Source organism: Aneurinibacillus thermoaerophilus, from assembly GCF_019603355.1.
Classification (GTDB): Bacteria; Bacillota; Bacilli; order Aneurinibacillales; family Aneurinibacillaceae; genus Aneurinibacillus; species Aneurinibacillus thermoaerophilus.
On the sequence record NZ_CP080764.1, the window covers coordinates 2,774,404 to 2,793,278 of the forward strand.

At 45.8% G+C, this 18,875-nt stretch carries 19 protein-coding genes, 1 other RNA gene and 1 pseudogene; 3 read left to right on the forward strand and 18 right to left on the reverse strand.

Annotation, left to right across the window (positions count from 1 at the left end; translation table 11 throughout):
• Positions 1 to 45: 45 nt before the first annotated feature.
• A complete protein-coding gene (gene mltG, locus K3F53_RS14390) occupies positions 46 to 1,110 on the reverse strand; it encodes an endolytic transglycosylase MltG (protein ID WP_057897958.1) in 1,065 nt (354 codons plus the stop codon).
• Between the two features lie 356 nt (positions 1,111 to 1,466).
• Between mltG and K3F53_RS19955 the strand changes: the two are divergent.
• Positions 1,467 to 1,614: pseudogene (locus K3F53_RS19955) on the forward strand (IS5/IS1182 family transposase); the annotation flags it as partial.
• Between the two features lie 37 nt (positions 1,615 to 1,651).
• Here the strand turns inward: K3F53_RS19955 and K3F53_RS14400 are convergent.
• The 7 genes from K3F53_RS14400 to K3F53_RS14430 form a co-directional block, all read right to left on the reverse strand.
• Positions 1,652 to 2,200, reverse strand: coding sequence for a DUF1572 domain-containing protein (locus K3F53_RS14400; RefSeq protein ID WP_057897956.1), 549 nt, complete (start codon positions 2,198 to 2,200; stop codon positions 1,652 to 1,654).
• Positions 2,201 to 2,366: 166 nt separating this feature from the next.
• Positions 2,367 to 2,675 carry a DUF1292 domain-containing protein gene (locus K3F53_RS14405; RefSeq protein WP_057897955.1) on the reverse strand — a complete coding sequence of 103 codons (309 nt, stop codon included), beginning with the start codon at positions 2,673 to 2,675 and terminating at the stop codon, positions 2,367 to 2,369.
• Positions 2,676 to 2,678: 3 nt separating this feature from the next.
• A complete protein-coding gene (locus K3F53_RS14410) occupies positions 2,679 to 2,966 on the reverse strand; it encodes a DUF1292 domain-containing protein (protein ID WP_057897954.1) in 288 nt (95 codons plus the stop codon).
• 12 nt (positions 2,967 to 2,978) lie between these two features.
• Entirely contained in the window at positions 2,979 to 3,389 is a 411-nt protein-coding gene (gene ruvX, locus K3F53_RS14415) for a Holliday junction resolvase RuvX (protein WP_057900239.1), read from the reverse strand.
• 89 nt (positions 3,390 to 3,478) lie between these two features.
• Positions 3,479 to 3,739: an IreB family regulatory phosphoprotein gene (locus K3F53_RS14420; protein WP_057897953.1), complete on the reverse strand. Its 261-nt coding sequence runs from the start codon at positions 3,737 to 3,739 to the stop codon at positions 3,479 to 3,481.
• Between the two features lie 78 nt (positions 3,740 to 3,817).
• The gene (gene alaS, locus K3F53_RS14425; RefSeq protein ID WP_057897952.1) at positions 3,818 to 6,454 is read right to left on the reverse strand and encodes an alanine--tRNA ligase; all 2,637 of its coding nucleotides are present in this window, start codon (positions 6,452 to 6,454) and stop codon (positions 3,818 to 3,820) included.
• 380 nt (positions 6,455 to 6,834) lie between these two features.
• Complete coding sequence (locus K3F53_RS14430) at positions 6,835 to 7,926, reverse strand: AI-2E family transporter (protein WP_057897951.1); 1,092 nt, start codon at positions 7,924 to 7,926, stop codon at positions 6,835 to 6,837.
• A gap of 390 nt (positions 7,927 to 8,316) precedes the next feature.
• Between K3F53_RS14430 and K3F53_RS14435 the strand changes: the two genes are divergently transcribed.
• A complete protein-coding gene (locus K3F53_RS14435; protein ID WP_091260109.1) occupies positions 8,317 to 8,943 on the forward strand; it encodes a hypothetical protein in 627 nt (208 codons plus the stop codon).
• A 159-nt stretch (positions 8,944 to 9,102) separates the two neighbouring features.
• Here the strand turns inward: K3F53_RS14435 and K3F53_RS14440 are convergent, their stop codons facing one another.
• Positions 9,103 to 9,552 carry a hypothetical protein gene (locus K3F53_RS14440; protein ID WP_057897949.1) on the reverse strand — a complete coding sequence of 150 codons (450 nt, stop codon included), beginning with the start codon at positions 9,550 to 9,552 and terminating at the stop codon, positions 9,103 to 9,105.
• Between the two features lie 265 nt (positions 9,553 to 9,817).
• On the opposite strand from K3F53_RS14440, the gene K3F53_RS14445 reads away from it, so the two are divergent.
• Positions 9,818 to 11,791: a methyl-accepting chemotaxis protein gene (locus K3F53_RS14445; RefSeq protein WP_220559070.1), complete on the forward strand. Its 1,974-nt coding sequence runs from the start codon at positions 9,818 to 9,820 to the stop codon at positions 11,789 to 11,791.
• 96 nt (positions 11,792 to 11,887) lie between these two features.
• On the opposite strand, the gene K3F53_RS14450 is transcribed toward K3F53_RS14445, so the two are convergent.
• From K3F53_RS14450 to aspS, 9 genes are all read right to left on the reverse strand, one after another.
• Entirely contained in the window at positions 11,888 to 12,097 is a 210-nt protein-coding gene (locus tag K3F53_RS14450) for a hypothetical protein (protein WP_057897947.1), read from the reverse strand.
• A gap of 13 nt (positions 12,098 to 12,110) precedes the next feature.
• Positions 12,111 to 12,314, reverse strand: a complete 204-nt coding sequence (locus tag K3F53_RS14455; RefSeq protein ID WP_057897946.1) for a hypothetical protein — start codon at positions 12,312 to 12,314, stop codon at positions 12,111 to 12,113.
• A 33-nt stretch (positions 12,315 to 12,347) separates the two neighbouring features.
• Positions 12,348 to 12,827 (reverse strand): PRC-barrel domain-containing protein, encoded by a 480-nt coding sequence (locus K3F53_RS14460; RefSeq protein WP_057897945.1) that lies wholly within the window; start codon positions 12,825 to 12,827, stop codon positions 12,348 to 12,350.
• A 71-nt stretch (positions 12,828 to 12,898) separates the two neighbouring features.
• Positions 12,899 to 14,032, reverse strand: a complete 1,134-nt coding sequence (locus K3F53_RS14465; protein ID WP_057897944.1) for a cysteine desulfurase family protein — start codon at positions 14,030 to 14,032, stop codon at positions 12,899 to 12,901.
• Positions 14,033 to 14,067: 35 nt separating this feature from the next.
• Positions 14,068 to 14,487 (reverse strand): cysteine metabolism transcriptional regulator CymR, encoded by a 420-nt coding sequence (gene cymR, locus K3F53_RS14470; protein ID WP_057897943.1) that lies wholly within the window; start codon positions 14,485 to 14,487, stop codon positions 14,068 to 14,070.
• Positions 14,488 to 14,505: 18 nt separating this feature from the next.
• Positions 14,506 to 15,837 (reverse strand): AAA family ATPase, encoded by a 1,332-nt coding sequence (locus K3F53_RS14475; RefSeq protein ID WP_057897942.1) that lies wholly within the window; start codon positions 15,835 to 15,837, stop codon positions 14,506 to 14,508.
• Positions 15,838 to 15,953: 116 nt separating this feature from the next.
• A complete protein-coding gene (locus K3F53_RS14480) occupies positions 15,954 to 16,721 on the reverse strand; it encodes a tRNA threonylcarbamoyladenosine dehydratase (protein WP_220559071.1) in 768 nt (255 codons plus the stop codon).
• Positions 16,722 to 16,812: 91 nt separating this feature from the next.
• A non-coding RNA gene (gene ssrS / locus K3F53_RS14485) (6S RNA) lies at positions 16,813 to 16,996 on the reverse strand.
• Between the two features lie 90 nt (positions 16,997 to 17,086).
• Positions 17,087 to 18,874, reverse strand: a complete 1,788-nt coding sequence (gene aspS, locus K3F53_RS14490; RefSeq protein WP_057897940.1) for an aspartate--tRNA ligase — start codon at positions 18,872 to 18,874, stop codon at positions 17,087 to 17,089.
• Position 18,875 lies beyond the last annotated feature (1 nt).

Here is an 18,875-nt window from a genome sequence, read left to right on the forward strand (position 1 = left end):
TTTCTTTATAAACTTTTATATAATAACATATCCATAGTGTAAAATCTATTTTTGGTTTGCTTTGCTTTTGTCAATATTTCTGAGGTGTTCCTCATATGTTGTCGCAAAATAATGCTGGCCTGTGCCGTCCTTTTTCGTTACATAAAACAAATAGTTATGCTTCTCCGCGTTGACGACCGCATCAAGCGCCGCTTCGCCAGGATTGGCGATCGGTCCCGGTGGGAGTCCTTTTACTTTATAGGTGTTGTACGGATTGTCCATTTTCAGATCGCTATACGTTATCCGTTCCTTCTGTTTATCGAATAAGTACTGTATCGTTGCATCCGCCTGCAAGGGCATTTGCTTCGCTAGGCGGTTAAAATAGACACCTGCTACTTTTTTGCGTTCATTCTCAGCGCGTACCTCTCGTTCGACAATGGACGCAAGCGTAATTGCCTGATGTTTACTCAAATTACGCTGTTTCAATTTGTCTTCCCATTCTTCGTTCCACACTTCTTCAAAACGGTCAAGCATCCGCCCGATAATTTCATGCTCTGTTATTCCTTTTTTAAACTCATACGTATCTGGAAACAAATATCCTTCCAGTCTGTACTTCATTCGCTTGTCTGCTGGAATGCCTTTTACAATTTCCTGAGCGAACTTTCCCTGGTTTACTTCGCGCAAAAAAGCATCTTTTTTAACAAGCCCTTTTTCCGAAAGTCGTGCAGCAATCTGTTCAACCGTAAAGCCCTCCGGAATGGTCACAGTAATAGTATCTTTATAAACATCCCCGTTTGACATTTTCACAAGTAATTCGTCGATCGACTGCCCTACGGTTAACTGATATTTCCCGGCTTTTAGGTCAGAGCCTTTGCCTTTTATTTTTGCATAAAGGGAAAAAAGGTGCGCGTCTTTAATCAAATTGTTCTCTTCAAGAATTTTTCCTATCCGGCCCACCGATGAATTCGGAGGAATTTCCACTACTTTCTTCTTCCCTTTTTCCTCCTTGACAGGCTGAAGACCATTCCAAATATAGTAATAAATTCCACCTATTACAAGCGCAAACAAGAGCAAAGTTGTAAACGCAAATGTAATGGTCTTACGCACAACGCTTCCTTTCTGATTTCGCATTGGCAATATCCTCTCTCTTTCTCTATCGTTTTCCATCGCTTTATTATACAACAAACTTATCGAAACGTCGTACGGAAAAACGAGGGACGAAGAGGGCCAAGAAGAACGTTTTTCCGTTATGATGTGACGTTCCGGTATTGTCATATGCTTCATCGCTTAGGGGTTTGCTGGAAGCACACAACCTGTGTGCTATCCAGAGCGTTTTTTTATTATTTCCATGAAGGAAGCGACCAGAATGGCTTTGTCATAAGCGTTATGGTCACCGCAGCTAATGTCCATGACAGTCAAATCTTTTCGGACGTTTTTGAACAAGTCGTGGAACATGTAGGAAAACCGGAGGCTGCAAAACGGGGAATCGACACATTTGGGCGAATTACTTGGACGAAGCAAAGCATCTGCGATACAGAAGTGAATAAACGCCTGTATGCATAATGGAAAGAAATGGTTGAACACGTATTTGCATATTTAAAGGAGAAGCATGGATTGCGTTGGCCCCCTTTACGATGACTAAAGAAAGGGACGAAGCAAGCAATGCTTGTTTTTACTCTCTTAGCTTTTGTTGATGTTGTTTAAGCATATCTTCTAAGTATTCTATAGACTTTCCTTTAGGAATACTTAAAGAGGACCAGTTTTCATTTTTAATTTGCTTACCAATGTAAACAATTTGTCCAATATGGTATGAATAGTGGGAAATTTGCCTTTGTATGGCTTTTACAACAGAGTGAGCTTCGCCGCGAATATAAATAGTTTTTAATAGGTCATTCTCCGTTAAACTATGCAAGGTAGTAAAGAGAGTGTTCCACCCATCCTCCCATGCTTGAAGAAGGGCTTTTTTTGTTGGGTATCCTCCTTTAAACTCATCATCCCGGTTTCTATTAGGCTTTTCACCATCTGTTGTTAGGAAGTCCGTCCATCTTGAAAGCATATTTCCACTGAGATGTTTGATAATAATGGCGATACTGTTTGACTGACTCGTTGGACACCAGTGTAATTCCTCGATGTCTAGTTGAGAAATGGTTTTCTCTCCTAAATCTTTGATAGTTTTGAAATTAGCAATGACACATTGTAAGTATTCATTTTGAATGCTCATTTTTCTCCCCCTTTTAAAATGACATATTAATAAGATTATACAAAAAAATGAAATCACCTTCTTGGAGAAGCGAGGTGCATATCCGATAACAGTCATTACAGCAAAAACCCGGAATTCGACCATTTTCAGCCAAAATCCGGGTTTCTTCGTTTAGCCCTATGAATGTTCATTGGAACGAATTATCCTTCAGCCAATCTGCAAACGCGTCAGCCGCGCGCTCCCATTCATCTTCCGCTTCAATCGGCGCAAGGGCGGGAGTTCCGTTCTGCGAAAAAGAATACTTAAAAAGGTACGGATGCGGATCAGCAAAGCTTGCGGGTTGAAGCAACGCATACGTCTGTTCATTCACCCTCATTTCAAACGCGATATCATATCGTTCTGTTCGTCCTAGCTGCTCATCATACCACTCGACTTGGTTTCCCCAGGAATCGCGCAAATGCCTTACCTCCACCGCGTGGCCCGTTTTTTTCCGCACGGATTAGACTTCCTCGTTATCCAGCTCGTTCATGAGTGTTTCAAATGTGGCTTCTACCTGCTCCCATTCCTTCTCGTCCTCAATCGGCTGTAGTGTATCCGTTCCATCGTAACGAAGGAATTCTACTTCGTACTCTTCCTGATCTTCCTGATCGGCCGGAACAAGGCAGAGGTACACCCGATCTTCGATTTCAAAAATATACATGACAAGATATTCATATTCATGACCTGATTCTTCATCCGTAAGCGTGATGTATTCGCCCACTTCGATTCCCATTTTGTCCAAATCCATACGGATAACCTCCTATTTCTGGGCATCCAGGTAATTTTGCAAAATCATTACCGCTGCCATTTTATCAATCACTTGTTTTCGTTTTTTACGGCTGACGTCAGCTGAGAGCAACACCTTTTCCGCCGCCATTGTCGTTAAGCGTTCATCCCACAGTTTGACAGGAAGACGCGAACGGTTGTGCAGATACTCCGCGAAAACCTGGCACATTTCACCTCGAGGGCCGATTGTACCATTCATATTTTTCGGCAATCCAACAATAATTTCTCCAACATCATACTGCTTTATGAGTTCTTCGATGCGGAGATAATCTTTTTTTCTGCTTTCCCGCTGAATCGTCTCAATTCCCTGCGCTGTCCAGCCAAGTTCGTCGCTGATTGCGACGCCGATAGTTTTCTCTCCAACATCTAGTCCCATGATACGCATACATTCTCCCTCAACATATCCGCGCGTGTCATGCCCGGCTTTTGTCATCTAGAAAAAACCGGGCTACGCGTTCAAGGAATTCCCCCTTGTTATTGGTTCGAGCGAAGATATGAACGGACAAGCTCCTCAATTAATTCATCGCGCTCCAGCTTGCGGATAAGCGTGCGGGCGTTATTGTGGCGCGGGATGTAGGCTGGGTCGCCGGAGATTAAATAGCCGACAATTTGGTTAATCGGGTTATATCCTTTTTCTTCGAGCGCCTCGTATACTTGCAACAGGACTTCCCGGGCATCTACCTCGACTTCGTCCTGCTTAAAGTTAAATTTCATTGTATGATCCATGGAACTCACTGCCTAGCACCTCTTTCAAAGGATCTTATTCCTTTCATATTCGCCCTCACCCGTTGAATTCCCTTTTTCAACGATACACTAAATTTGTTCGCTTACCCACTGTTTCACAAATGCCAGTGCTTCAACGAGCTGTGCCGGATTCTTGCCGCCAGCCTGCGCCATGTCTGGACGGCCGCCACCGCCACCACCGCAGCGAACAGCCACTTCCTTTACAACCTTACCTGCATGAATCCCCTGCTTCACCAGATCAGCAGTTACGCCCGCAACGATGTTTACTTTTTCGTCTTTTACGGAACCCAGTACGACAACAACAGAACCAAGCTTCTGCTTCAGGTCGTCTACCATGTTGCGCAAGTTGTCCATATCAACGCCGTTTACTTTCGCAGCAAGAACCTTGATTCCCTTTATTTCTTGCACTTGTTCGGTAAGGGAAGCCGCTTCCAGATTGCTTAATTTAGCACGCAACGATTCGTTTTCACGCTCTAGGTTTTTCATTTCTGCTTTCAGCGCTTCAATGCGCTGCGGCACGTTGACAATGGTTGTCTTCAGCTCATCAGCCACCATTCTCAGCGTTTGCAGCTGTGTATTCAAATATTCGTAAGCCATACGGCCAGTTACTGCTTCGATGCGGCGTGTACCTGCGCCGATGCCCGCTTCACTTACAATCTTGAACAGACCAATTTCCGCGGTGTTACCCACATGGCAACCGCCGCACAGCTCAAGGCTGTAGTCACCTACCTGAACAACACGAACGATATCGCCGTATTTTTCGCCAAATAGGGCCATCGCCCCCATCGCTTTCGCTTCCTGAAGCGGCTTATGCATAATATGGACATCCATGTTGCACCATATTTGCTCATTGACTTTCGCTTCGATTTGCTCCAGCTCTTCCGGGGTCACTGCGCCGAAGTGCGAAAAGTCAAAGCGGAGACGGTCTGGAGCGACAAGCGAACCGGCCTGATTCACATGCTTGCCCAGCACGTCTTTCAACGCCTGATGCAACAGGTGCGTTGCGGTATGGTTCTTAATAATATCGGCGCGGGCTGCACGGTTCACAGCAGCTTCAACTGTATCACCCACTTTTAGTGTGCCGTTTTCCACAAGCACCGTATGCACATGCTGACCGTTTGGTCCCTTTTGCGTATCTTCGACTTTCGCCTGCATGTCGCCCGCACTCAAAAGCCCTTTGTCCGCTACCTGTCCACCTGATTCAGCATAGAATGGTGTACGGTCAAGAATAACCTGGCACTCTGTTCCAGCTCCCACCATGTCGACTGATCGGTTTTCGTGAACAATGGCCACAACTTTGGCGCTGCTAACAAGTTCACTGTAACCGACGAATTCGCTCTTCACTTTAATATCGCCAAGTACGCCGCCCTGTACCTGCATGCTGTCTTCATCCTGGCGGGCTGCCCGCGCACGGGCGCGCTGCTCTTCCATCGCCGCTTCAAATCCTTCGCGATCAACAGTCATCCCCTGTTCAGTCGCAAAGTCTTCCGTCAAATCAAATGGAAAGCCGTACGTATCATACAATTTAAACGCTTCTGGCCCACTGATTTGCGTTTTGCCTTCTTTTTTCGCTTCCGTTACCATTTGCTCCAGAATGTGCAGACCTTCATTCAGCGTTTCACGGAAACGCTCTTCTTCATTTTTGATTACGCGCTCAATAAACTCACGCTTCTCTAGTATTTCTGGATAGTAGGATTTCATAATTTCTCCCACAACCGAGGTCAATGTGTACAGGAACGACTTATCGATGCCGAGTACTTTTCCATACCGAACCGCGCGACGCAACAAACGACGAATTACGTAGCCGCGACCTTCATTAGACGGAAGGGCCCCATCGCCGATGGCAAACACAACTGTGCGCGAGTGGTCGGCAATAACTTTTAAAGCCACATCCTTCTCCGGCGATTGACCGTATTTTACGCCAGCGATATTGCAAGTTGCTTCAATAATCGGGAACAAAAGATCCGTTTCAAAGTTATTGTCCACGTCTTGCATAATGGACGCCATACGTTCAAGCCCCATGCCTGTATCGATGTTTTTCTTTGGCAGCGGCGTGTAAGAACCGTCAGGATTATGGTTATACTGCGAAAACACAAGATTCCAGATTTCAAGATAGCGCTCATTTTCACCTCCCGGATACAATTCCGGATCATTCGGGTCATTGCCGTATTTTTCTCCGCGATCATAAAAAATCTCGCTGTTTGGTCCACACGGCCCTTCTCCAATATCCCAAAAATTCCCTTCCAAACGCACGATGCGTTCATCCGGAATGCCCACTTTTTTATTCCAGATTTCATACGCTTCATCGTCTTCCGGGTGAATGGTTACAGACAATTTCTCCGGATCGAAACCGATCCACTCCGGGCTGGTTAGGAATTCCCATGCCCACAGAATCGCTTCTTCTTTAAAATAATCGCCAATGGAGAAATTGCCGAGCATTTCAAAAAATGTATGATGACGCGCCGTTTTTCCTACGTTTTCAATGTCGTTTGTACGAATTGATTTTTGCGAGTTTGTAATGCGCGGATTTTCCGGCACAACGCGGCCGTCGAAATATTTTTTCAACGTGGCAACACCGCTATTAATCCAGAGCAACGAAGGATCGTCAACCGGAATCAGCGGTGCGCTAGGCTCTACTTTGTGCCCCTTGCTGACGAAGAAGTCCAGAAACTTCTGGCGAATCTCAGCGGATGACATTTGTTTCATTTCAATCTTACCCCTCCATAAAAGTGTATATAATAGCACTCTTTACGGATAAGAAACAGCGTCTTATCCATCAAAAAAGCCCTCCATCCCAGAGTTTCTTCAGGGACGAGAGCTTATCTTCTCACGCGGTACCACCCTGCTTACCCGCACATATAGCACGGATCGCCTTATTTTACAGATAACGGGCTTTTTAACCCGGCAGGATTTTGCGCCCTGCTCTCAGGAGTAGCATTCAACGGCTCTTCTTGTAAAGATTCTCTCAACCATGGAATCTTCTCTCTGTGACAAGGGCTGCCGTCTACTCATTCCTTCAACGATTTAGCGATATTTCTAATGATACAGTATAATTTATTATACAGATTTACCATCTTTCCTGTCAATTAACCCTCTTCTGGACATTCCGATCTGCGTATTGTATGGATAATGATATGCTGAATGACCACTTTCAAGCTTGCCACGATCGGCACCGCAAGAATTAATCCAGCGATGCCGGCGATTTCTCCACCGATCATTACCGACAAAATAATCAACAGCGGATGCATATGAAGCGATCTCCCAACAATCATCGGAGACACAATGTTGCCTTCCAGCACTTGAATGACCGCGTTAACAATAAGCGCATAGAGCGCCATTTTCCAGGAAATCGTCAGTGCAAACAAAACAGCGGGCGCCGCGCCGAATACCGGACCAATGTATGGAATAATGTTTGTAATGGCAACAAATGAAGCAAACACAATCGCGTACGGTAAACCGACGAAAAAATACCCGGCATACGCCAGCGCCCCTACTGCTACGCACACGATAAGCTGACCGCGAATATATTGCCCGAGCGCTGTATCAATATCATGCAGCATCCTGCGTACGGTCGGTCGATGCCGTTTGGGCACAAGCAGCAACATACCTTTTTGCATTGGCTTCATGTCTTTTAGCATATAAAAAACGATAAACGGTACAAGCAAAACAAACAAGATTTTTTCCAACCAACTGTCTACGCCAGTAAATAATCCATTTACATAGTTGGTCATCGCAATCTCAATCTGTTGGATACCCGCGGTTAACCCTCCGTGCAAAGAAAATGGCGTCTGCGCCTGCCGGATGCGCATATAACCAATCCAATCCCTGTACGTTCCGACAAGTTCGGGAAATTTAGCCGATAATTCTTTGTATTCGCGAATAAGGATCGGCCCGGCATTGACAATAAGGAATAGAAGAAACAGAAAAAATAAAGTGTAAATCAGGAGAATGGCCAGGCTGCGGGGAAAATGACGGCGCATCAAAAACGTAACGATAGGATTCAGCAAATAAGCGATAATCAACGCGAAAAAAAACGGCGTTAACACTTTTTTTGCAATCTCAAATGCTCCGATAAAAAATACGCCCACTTTACCCAGCAAAAAAAGAATAAGCAAAGCAAGAGAAATGATTAGCAGAAAATACAACCAGTTGGTTCGCGTAATCCGTTCCATGTTCATTCACTTCCGCCCATGCATAACCTTTTTGGCGTTTCTAGTATGCGCCAAAAAGGGAAAGAAATTTATGGAACTATTTTCCACGATGTAGCAGGATTTTTTTAGAAGGGCGCGAACATACAAGTAGAAACAACTGACAATATATAAACCACCCATGTGTAAAGAAGCAATGAAAGATAGGCCGTCACTCCTTTCTTCCAAAGCTTTAGGCAGTGCCTATCCAACCTCTTTTTACTATAAGACAGGCACTGATGCATAAAAAGTGATATGGAAATAAAGGGGAGTCGCTATGCTGGGTACAGGAAAGTTCAAAAGAATACAGTAAACTACTTAAGCAATACGGAGAAACTTATCTGTATTAAGAAAAAATGAAAAGAAAAAGGAAGTTTACCAATGAAAAAATTTATCTTTGTTATTCTTCTCATCATCTTACTGCTTTCAGCATGTTCGAAGCCTCCGAGTCCTACTCCTAATTCGGAACATACTTCCACTATCAAGAATAACTTTCTTTATATATCACCAACGGATTTATTTGAAGGAGATGCAGCAAAATTTCAAGCTTTCCTTGGTCCTCTATCCGGCGCAGTAAAAATAAAATACAAAGGTAACAAGCGAAAACTAAAATCTACCATTGAGCTTTGGGAAAACGGAAAAAAAACTCAAACGATAGGTGGAGAAGAGACTGACATTTTTAGTAAACAAGGGGAATTTAACGGAGAGCTCGCTTTTTCATTTCAAGAAGAAACCATTGAAAAGACGAAACCTCAATATACTGTCACTTCTGCTCTTATTCATGAGGGAGGATACTCAAGCTCTACTTTTCATCTTAATAAGAATGCACAGCACCATATACATGGCGTAGTGAATCTAAAACAAGACTTAGCTATCGCTGATAATGCAGATGTTGCTGTTTGGGGAATTCAAGCAACGGATGAAAATAGCATATCAACAAGTTCCCCCGAGCAAGCTTTGAAAACTGCCAAGTGGTTATTAATCGTCAAAATTTCATTATTGGATTAGCTGTTTCATCGATATTTGTCAAGCAGCCGAGTCGGAATGATTTACCACGACTACATGACTGAAAAGATACAAGCCCCCATTTCAAACGGTGTGATCCGTTAAGTGGGGGTAGTTGAGTTGGCGTAAGCAAGTCCAAAAAAACAACGACATGTTCTTAAATCACATTGATTGAACAGAGACCTTTTTTCGGCTGGCAATCCACATACTAAAGGGAATACTTAAAAATCCTAAAATAACATAAACAGGGGTGAAATATGGAGCTGCTTCAGCTTCAATAAAGTTCATTACTGTTACTCCACTGGTATCCCCATCTCCTCCAGCTGCAAGCAAAACAGCTCCAATAAAATAGATGAGTACCTTCTCACATACTACTGGTACAACACTTAGCCAAAACGCGCTTTTTACAGGATGAGAAAAAAACATCCGAGCATATATACCAGTTAAAAAATAGGGTACAATAATTAACAAAATTCCAAGATAAGTACCTGAATAGATTCGATAGCGATCAATAGGAAGCCCAGTAATTAGTCCATATAAAGTTGTAGCCACTAAAAAGACCGTAAAATAGCAAAGAGTAATCATCAACCAGCCATTAATAAATTTCCCCATAGATGCACCTCCATCCTTATTTTACCACATAGCTTCGCCTTCATCCTATATCAACTACATTTTTGAAAAAATGACTGAGAAATTATTTTGCCTTATTCTTTCCTCAAGCGTAACTTATGGTGAAGAACCATTTCCCATTCAATTTAACCAAATTTTTATATTGTATTAATATATACCCAAAATTACCCTGCTATCATAAACATTAAATTAGTTCTTAAGACCTCAATAAAGAAGAATAATTCTAGCATATTAAGGCGGAAGAATCATGAAAAAACATATAACTCTCCAGACAAGATTAATGATTTTATTGACAGTAGTAACGGTCATCGCTTTCGCTACCCTGTACTTTTTCGTGGAACGAAGCGTCACCCAATCGCTGCGCTCCGCTACTTTGCAAGGGATGGACCAAGCTTCAAGCGAAGCTGCCATCCTTGTCGGCAAGGATTTGACTGACAGGCAACAATCGCTGTTTCAATTGGCCCAATTTCCCATAATTAAAGCGGTTGACACCCGGTCAGACCAAGCGGATGAAGCGGGCCGTTTTCTGACTTCCATTACTAGAAATCAACCTGAATACGAAGCGTTGTATATTACGATGCCGGAAGGAAACATCATTGCCGGCTCAAACGGATACATGATTGGCCAAACGTTTCCCGAACTTGATGTATTACAAACAGCGCAAAAAGCGGGAAAACGCATCATTAGCAATGTGCGCTATGGAGAGGATGGAAGTCCTTTGCTTTATTTGACAGAGCCGGTTAACAATGGACGCAGCTTCCTCGTGGCTGCCATACGGCTGGACGCTATCGGTTCGCATATTGCGCGAATAAAAATGGGGAAAACGGGATACGCTTATTTGGTTGATAAAAATGGTCTCATATTGGCGCATCCACTGAAAAAACACGTGGCCAAACTCCGGATAAACAAACAAAACTTCGGTCAAGCCATGCTAAAGATGAAAAAGGGGCAACTGGAATACACGTTTGAAGGAAAATCCAACCTCGTATCATTTCGGCCCATCGAACAAACCGGGTGGATTGTGGCTATTACAATGGAAAGTCAAGAAGCGTACGCGGCCATTGCGCAGACCCGTTACATCATTTTAATGATTTCCCTGATTTCCCTTCTTGTTTTGCTGCTTATTCTATCATTCATTATGAAACGTACGCTCGTAAAACCCATTCAGCATGTTCAGGAATGCTTTAAAATAGCCGCAAGCGGCGATTTGACAACACAGGCGCATATTGTACGCGAAGACGAGCTAGGGCATCTGGCGCGTGGTTTTAATCAAATGACCGGTGACTTACGCAATCTGGTAGCTACCATGCAGCGCTCGGCAGAAGAAGTATCTTCCACCTCCGAACAATTGGCCGCCACCGCTGAAGAGACCGGCGCCTCCGCCTCGCAAATTGCCCATACGATACAGCAAATCGCGAAAAATATTAATGAACAGGCAGAAGCGGTTGACCATGTTCATGTAGAGATGAACCATGCCCATGAAAAAGTCAAGGATACCACGACCGCCGCGTCTCAGGCGCTGCAAGTGGCCGAGGAGACACGCCGAGCCGCAAATGAGGGAATGGCGTCTGTTAATGAAGCGATCCAGCACCTTGATACGGTAGCCCAAGCCGTTATCTCCACCACAGAAACCATTCAAAAATTAGGGCAACGCTCGGAAGAGATCGGAAATGTCGTGCATATGATTTCCTCCATTGCCGAGCAGACCAATCTATTGGCACTAAATGCCACTATCGAAGCCGCGCGGGCCGGTCAACATGGAAAAGGATTTGCGGTCGTCGCAGGAGAAGTGCGGAAGCTGGCAGAAGAAGCGGCAAAAGCGGCACAGGAAATTGTGAATTTGGTGAAACATATCCAAAGCGAAACAGCGGTTACTATCCGCTCAATGGAAATGAATGTGGAGCAAGTACAGCGCCAAATCTCCATCATTAATCAAGGGGAAAGGGCTCTATTCAACATTGTGGAGAAAACGAACCAAACAAAAAAAGAGATGGAAAAAATTAAACAAAAACAAGAAGAAGTTCATAAAATGGTAGAAAATTTGCACGAGCGAATCCGGTTTGTTGCGGCAGTGAGCCGGGAAACCTCGGGCGGATTACGTGAAATCTCCGCTTCCATCCAAGAGCAAAGTCAAACAGCTGAAGATATGTCCTTAAATATTGAATCATTGTCTGAACTGGCCGCACGAGCCCATCAAGAAGCCCTTAAATTCAATGTATAAGAAACCGAAGCAATAAAAAACGAGGAAGCATGCACGCGAAAAGTCTATGTCCCAAGCAGGGAAAAAGACAACACGTGTTGCTCCTCGTTTTCGTTTTTATCGAAACGCCTTTCGCAGCATCCGCATGCCGGCGCCTGTCATAAAGCGTGGCGAAATGTTTAACATCCCGGCGAATCTAAAATTGCGCAGCATACGATTTCCGAAACGGAAAATACGCTCCGCACGGCTTCGTCTCGCCCGCCGCATGATTCCGACAAGGCTCATTGCGACCAGTATCGCAGCTCCCATCCAAAGTGAACGGTTCACCGCACTCATCTCCTTACATATTAGTCTCAAACGGCGGTGGGCAATCTTCAAAAAACAAATCATTCAGCGAATGCAAAGTTCCGTCTTCTTCCACCTGGAAAACGGACGATACTTTATTCCCTGAAGTCGTAAATTCAATGTAGCAGTTCCAGCAATAGTACTGATTGGTACCGATTTTACCGATATCTTTTGACTGACAGTTAGGGCAATTTATCATTCCTTTTTTCCTCCTGTACGCGGAAGGGCCGCCTTACTCCCCAGGGGAGACAATTACCGTATCCTCGCCCATTTTTATATTCGGCGCGCTCCGAATCATTTTACGACCGTCCATAATATCCGACAAAATTCCGTTAGACAATTCGTACCCTACTATTCTCCCCGTTTCCGCAGAAAAATAAACATCTTCCACAAACCCCAACTGCTCGCCAGTGTCCGTGATAAACATTCGATTCTGCATGTGAGCCTTTCCGGTCTGAACACATATCCAGTTAGAAGGAAGAGAAGAAAAGAGTACCATCGCCCTCTCAGTTATCGTTACGCAATCGGCACCTATCGCACAAATCGCTTCCGCTGGCACATACTTTCCCTTCCTAAGAAAGTTTTTCTCCACAAGCAAAAGCCCGGCCAGCTCCATCCGTTCATTGAACAGAAGATCATGGACATAGCCCACCTCTTTGCCCCGCTTCAGTTCAATAACAGGAAGTCCAATGATGTCGCGTGCCCGCTGCATAGCGATCATCTCCTTCCATATCCTTTAGTATGGGGCAAAGAGGTGAGACTATGCTACAAAAAGGATACCAATCATCCCTTATTCACAATTCGCGCAATTCGTTCCGCAGCTTCCCGCACTTGCTCTTCCGTATTGCCGTAACCAAAGCTGAAACGAATGGCAGAAATGAGCCGATCTTCCGGCAGGTTCATAGCGCGCAGCACATGAGAAATTTCCAGCGATCCGGACATGCATGCTGAACCGCTCGCAGCGGCAACGCCCGCGATATCGAGCTTCATCAGCATCGCTTCCGTCTTCGTACCAGGAAAACTTACATTCAAAATATGCGGCATATAAAACTTGGGATGTCCGTTCACTACGTAATCAACACTTTGTTCATCCCAAACGGCCATCATCATCCGACGCAGCTTCTCATAATGCGCGCGCCTCTCTTCCCGTGTATTTATAGCGAGCTCAGCTGCGCGGGCAAATCCGACAATACCGGCTACATTTTCCGTTCCGGCACGCCGCTTTTTTTCCTGATTGCCACCGTGTATATAGGAAGCAATTTTAATTCCGCGTCTTGCGTAAAGGGAGCCAACACCTTTCGGCCCGTTGACTTTATGGGCAGAAATCGACAGCAAATCCACATGCAAGCGTTTCACATCCACTTCTTCAATCCCAAACGCCTGCACCGCGTCCGTATGGAAATATACGCCTCGCTCTTTGGCTAGCTTGCCGATTTTACCGATGTGTTGCAACGTACCAACTTCATTGTTGCCAAACATAATGCTAATCATCACCGTGTCCGGACGGATCGCCTGCGCTACATCTTCAACAGCCACGCGTCCCGTCTCATCGACAGGCAAATACGTCACCTCATAACCGAGAGACTCAAGATATTCGCATGTATGCAAAACGGCGTGGTGCTCAATCTGGCTCGTAATCAAATGCTTGCCTTTATCCCGGTTGGCCGTCATCACGCCAATAAGCGCCATATTATCGGCTTCAGTACCACCGCTCGTAAAAATAATTTCTCCCGGTTCTGCATTCACGCAACGTGCGATAATGGAACGCGCTTCATCAACGGTATGTCGTACACGCTGTCCGAATCTATGCATGCTAGACGGATTGCCATGCATGTCACGATAATACGGAAGCATTGCTTCCAGCACTTCAGGATGAACAGGAGTGGTCGCCGCATGATCCAAATAAATTTCTTGCATGGTGTCTCTCCTTACCATTCATCAATTTACCTGTGTTAAATATAAAACATATACGAATCCGTCTGATTTTCGTCTTTATAAGAGATCAAATCCTGCAACGTAGTCGTATCGAGCACCTGACTGATACTGTCACGGATGCGAATCCATAAATTGCGCTTGGCTGGATCTTCTTCCTCTTCAAATTCAACTGGACTGATCGGGCCTTCCAGCACGCGAATAACATCGCCTGCCGTAATCTCTTCCGGCGGATGAGCAAGAATATATCCACCATAAGCGCCGCGGATGCTTTTTACAAGTCCAGCATTCCGGAGCGGAGCCACAAGCTGCTCAAGATAATGTTCTGATAAATCATGTTTCTGTGCGATCGCCTTCAACGACATCTGGCCTTCCCCATATCGGTTCGCCAGTTCCATCATAATAGTCAAACCATATCTTCCTTTTGTTGATATTCTCAAATAAATCCACCCTTCTTTCTATTTTTCTTTCCTTATGGTACGCAAATACTCCTTCATATGGCGTTCATAGCCAATTTCTTTCGGCCGGTAAAATGTCTCGTTTACCCCTTCGGGCAAGTATTGTTGTTTCACATATGAATTCGGATAATCATGCGGATACAGATATCCCTCCCCATGTCCGAGTTTCTCGGCACCTTTGTAATGCTTGTCCCGCAAATGCAGCGGTACAGCACCATGCCCGTGCTGCCGAACGTAACGAAGCGCAGCATTGATTCCCTCGTACGCAGCGTTGCTTTTAGGCGCCGAAGCGAGGTATGTAGTCGCCTGCGCCAGCGGAATGCGTCCTTCCGGCATGCCAACAAGCTCCAGCGCTTGGAATGCTGCGATCGCCACCTGCAAGGCCCGCGGATCGCCATTACCTACATCTTCAGAAGCAGCAATGACCAGCCGACGCGCGATAAATCGCGGATCTTCCCCGGCATCAATCATGCGCGCCAGCCAATACAGCGCCGCATCCGGGTCAGAACCACGAATGGATTTAATGTATGCGGAAATCGTATCATAATGGTTGTCTCCTGTCTTATCATACCGCACCGCGCGCCGCTGGATAGAATCAACCGCTATGTCCAGCGTAATGCGCACATTTCCCTCACTGTCTCTCGGTGTTGTCGCAACAGCCAGTTCCAGCGCATTCAGCAAGCGGCGGCCATCTCCTTCCGCATACCGGATAAAATGATGACGCGCTTCCTCATCTAATTGTACAGAAAGTTTACCATATCCCCGTTCCTTATCGGTAAGCGCCCGGTCAATCACCCGGTTCATGTCTTCCTCCGTTAACGCGCGCAACTGAAACAGTTGGGAACGGGAAAGCAGCGCAGCGTTTACTTCAAAAAAAGGATTCTCAGTTGTCGCGCCAATTAGCCGGATGGTTCCATCTTCCACATACGGCAATAACGCATCTTGCTGGGATTTATTGAAACGGTGGATTTCATCCACAAACAGCGTTGTCCCTTGTCCGTACATCTCTCGGCGCTGCTTTGCTTCTTCCACTACCCGCCGGATATCCGCCACACCCGCGGTGACGGCATTCATATCGGTGAAGTGCGTTTGCGTCGTCCGAGCAATGATGCGGGCGAGCGTCGTTTTTCCGGTGCCTGGCGGCCCGTGAAAAATAAGCGAAGATATGCGATCAGCTTCGATCGCACGGCGCAGAAGCTTCCCTTCACCAAGAATGTGATTCTGTCCAACAAACTCGTCCAGCGTGCGCGGTCGCATGCGATCCGCCAGCGGCTGGTGTCTGCTTTGTCCGCGCTCATTTTCTTCTTCTTGAGCGTAGGAGAATAAGTCCATTCGTCGCCCCCTCCTTGCGCCTCATTCCTAAATCCTACTAATTATAGAAAAAAAATAAGCATAAGTAAAGGATGCCGCCACAAAACCAGCACCCTTTCCTTGCTTTTTTTCCTATCTTAGTCTTCCCGCAACACTTCGATACCGGCTTTCTCCAGCAGGTCACGAATAATGACACTTGTCATGATTAATCCGGCGACAGATGGTACAAACGCCACGCTCGCCGGTGGACGGATCGCTTTGCGGATCGGGGAATTCGGATCCTGCACAACCTCTTTCAATACCTCTTCACGGGCCGCGACCGGCGTTTCAGTAGAATATACCACTTTTACACCTTTCTTGATCCCTTTTTTGCGCAGCTCCCGGCGTAGCACTTTAGCTATCGGATCATAAGAAGTTTCAAACAAATCCGCTACCTGAAAACGCGTAGGATCCAGCTTATTGGCTGCTCCCATGCTGCTGATAAGCGGAATGCCGCGCTCACGACACTGAAGAATCAAGTGCAACTTGGCCGAGATGGTATCCATCGCGTCAGCTACATAATCAAGCTTATGTTTAAACAATTGCTCATACGTTTCCTCGTTGTAGAACATTTTTAACGTAACAACTTCACATTCTGGATTAATGCTCGCAATCCGCTTTTTCATTATATCCACTTTTGACTGCCCGATCGTCTCAAGCGTCGCCGGAATTTGCCGGTTACAATTCGTGATGTCGACATCGTCCTTGTCGATAAGAACCAGTTTGCCGATACCAGTACGGGCGAGCGATTCGACGGTAAAGGAACCGACCCCCCCTACACCCAGCACGGCGACGGCGCTGTCCCTAAACAATTTGATTCCTTCGCGACCGACTGCAAGCTCTGTGCGAGAAAATTGATGCAGCATAACGATCTCCTTTTCATTTTGTTTTCTTATATGGTAAAAGAAAGCCCGCAGAGAGAAATCCTCTGCGGGCCGCAGCATTAACAATAAAAGTAAGAACCCCAGGAATGCCGTGATGCCTGTGTTTTGAACCTGCTCTGGCAGGTGGGAGACCTGTCCGCTGCTTTACAGGTCCGCTCAATTCAGGGCGGCTTCTGCGCCACAGCGGAACCCCAGTTTCCCTTTTCATTAGTGTTGGTACAAAACAAACGGGTCGCTCACGCACATCACAGGGTTCTTAACTTTGTTGTGACTTCATCTTACACAATTTTGAAAACGATTTCAAGCGGTAAATTCGGCCCAATTTTCACTAATTATTACCAAGTTACTTATTTATCATCTGACTTCTTTGGCATAAAAACGCGGATCGATAACTCTTCCAACTGCTTCGGATCGACCGTGCTCGGTGCGTCCGTCATAAAATCACGGGCACTTGCCGTTTTCGGGAATGCGATCGTGTCGCGCAGACTGCTTCGACCGGCCAAAATCATTACGATACGATCCAGGCCAAACGCGATACCGCCGTGCGGAGGCGTACCATACTCAAATGCATCCAGAAGGAAGCCGAATTTCTCCTGTGCTTCTTCCTGGCTAAAGCCAAGCGCTTTAAACATTTTCTCTTGCACATCGCGCTTATAAATACGCATGCTGCCGCCGCCGATCTCAAAACCGTTCAGTACCATGTCGTACGCTTGAGCGCGAATTTTCCCAGGATCGGTATCGAACAATTCCACATCTTCCGGACGCGGGCGGGTAAACGGATGGTGCAGCGCCACATACCGCTTTGCCTCTTCATCCCATTCAAGCAATGGGAAATCCACAACCCATGCAAAGGCAAACTTGCTTTCATCAATGAGACCGAGCTCTTTACCGAATTTCAGACGCAGCGCACCGAGAGAATCGGCCACGACTTTCGGCTTGTCCGCCACAAATAACAACAGGTCATTGTTCTCTACCTGCATGCGATCTTTGATAGCGGCAATTTCTTCTTCCGTAAAAAATTTGGCGATCGGCCCTTTTATTTCATCATCTTTAAACGCCATCCATGCCAGGCCTTTCGCACCATAGCGGCCCGCAAATTTCATCAATTCATCCACATCTTTGCGGGAGTAGTGCGCGCACCCTTTTACGTTGATGCCTTTTACTTGCCCGCCTTTTTTCATTGTGCTGCTGAACACCTGGAAGCCACAGTTTTCTGCGATGTCCGAGATATCTACTAATTCCATACCGAAGCGAAGATCAGGCTTGTCTGAGCCGTAACGATCCATAGCTTCCGCGTATGTTAGGCGCTGGAACGGTGTTTCAATGTCGATATTGAGCACTTCTTTGCAAACTTTTGCCATCATTTCTTCCATCATGGACATTAACTCCTCCATGTTAAGGAACGATGTCTCAATATCGACCTGTGTAAACTCCGGCTGGCGATCTGCACGCAAGTCTTCGTCACGGAAACAACGCACAATTTGGAAATAGCGTTCATAGCCCGCCACCATCAGCAATTGCTTAAAAATCTGCGGCGACTGCGGCAGCGCGAAAAATTCACCCGGGTTCACGCGGCTAGGCACCAGATAGTCACGCGCTCCCTCCGGCGTACTTTTGGTAAGCATAGGCGTTTCGATTTCAAGAAAACCTTTGCTATCCAGATAATCGCGGAACAACTTCGTCACTTTATGGCGCAGTTCCATCGTTTTATACATTTCCGGACGACGCAGATCCAAATAACGATACTTTAAGCGAATTTGTTCATCTACATCGATATTATCTTCAATAAAGAACGGTGGCGTTTTTGCCTGGTTAATGATTTCAATTTCATTTACCTGTACTTCAATTTCCCCGGTTTCCAAGTTCGGATTCACTGTTTCCGGATCTCGCTCTACGACTTTTCCTTTTACGCTGACAACATATTCACTGCGCAGCTTATCACCAACCGCATGCGCTTCCGGATTAATCTCAGGATTAAATACGATTTGCACAATACCCGTACGATCGCGCAAATCGACAAAGATAACCCCCCCCAAGTCGCGGCGCTTCTGCACCCATCCGTTTAAGACAACCTCTTTGCCCACATCTGTTCTGCGGAGCGTGCCGCAAAATACGTTTCGTTGTTGGAATTCCATT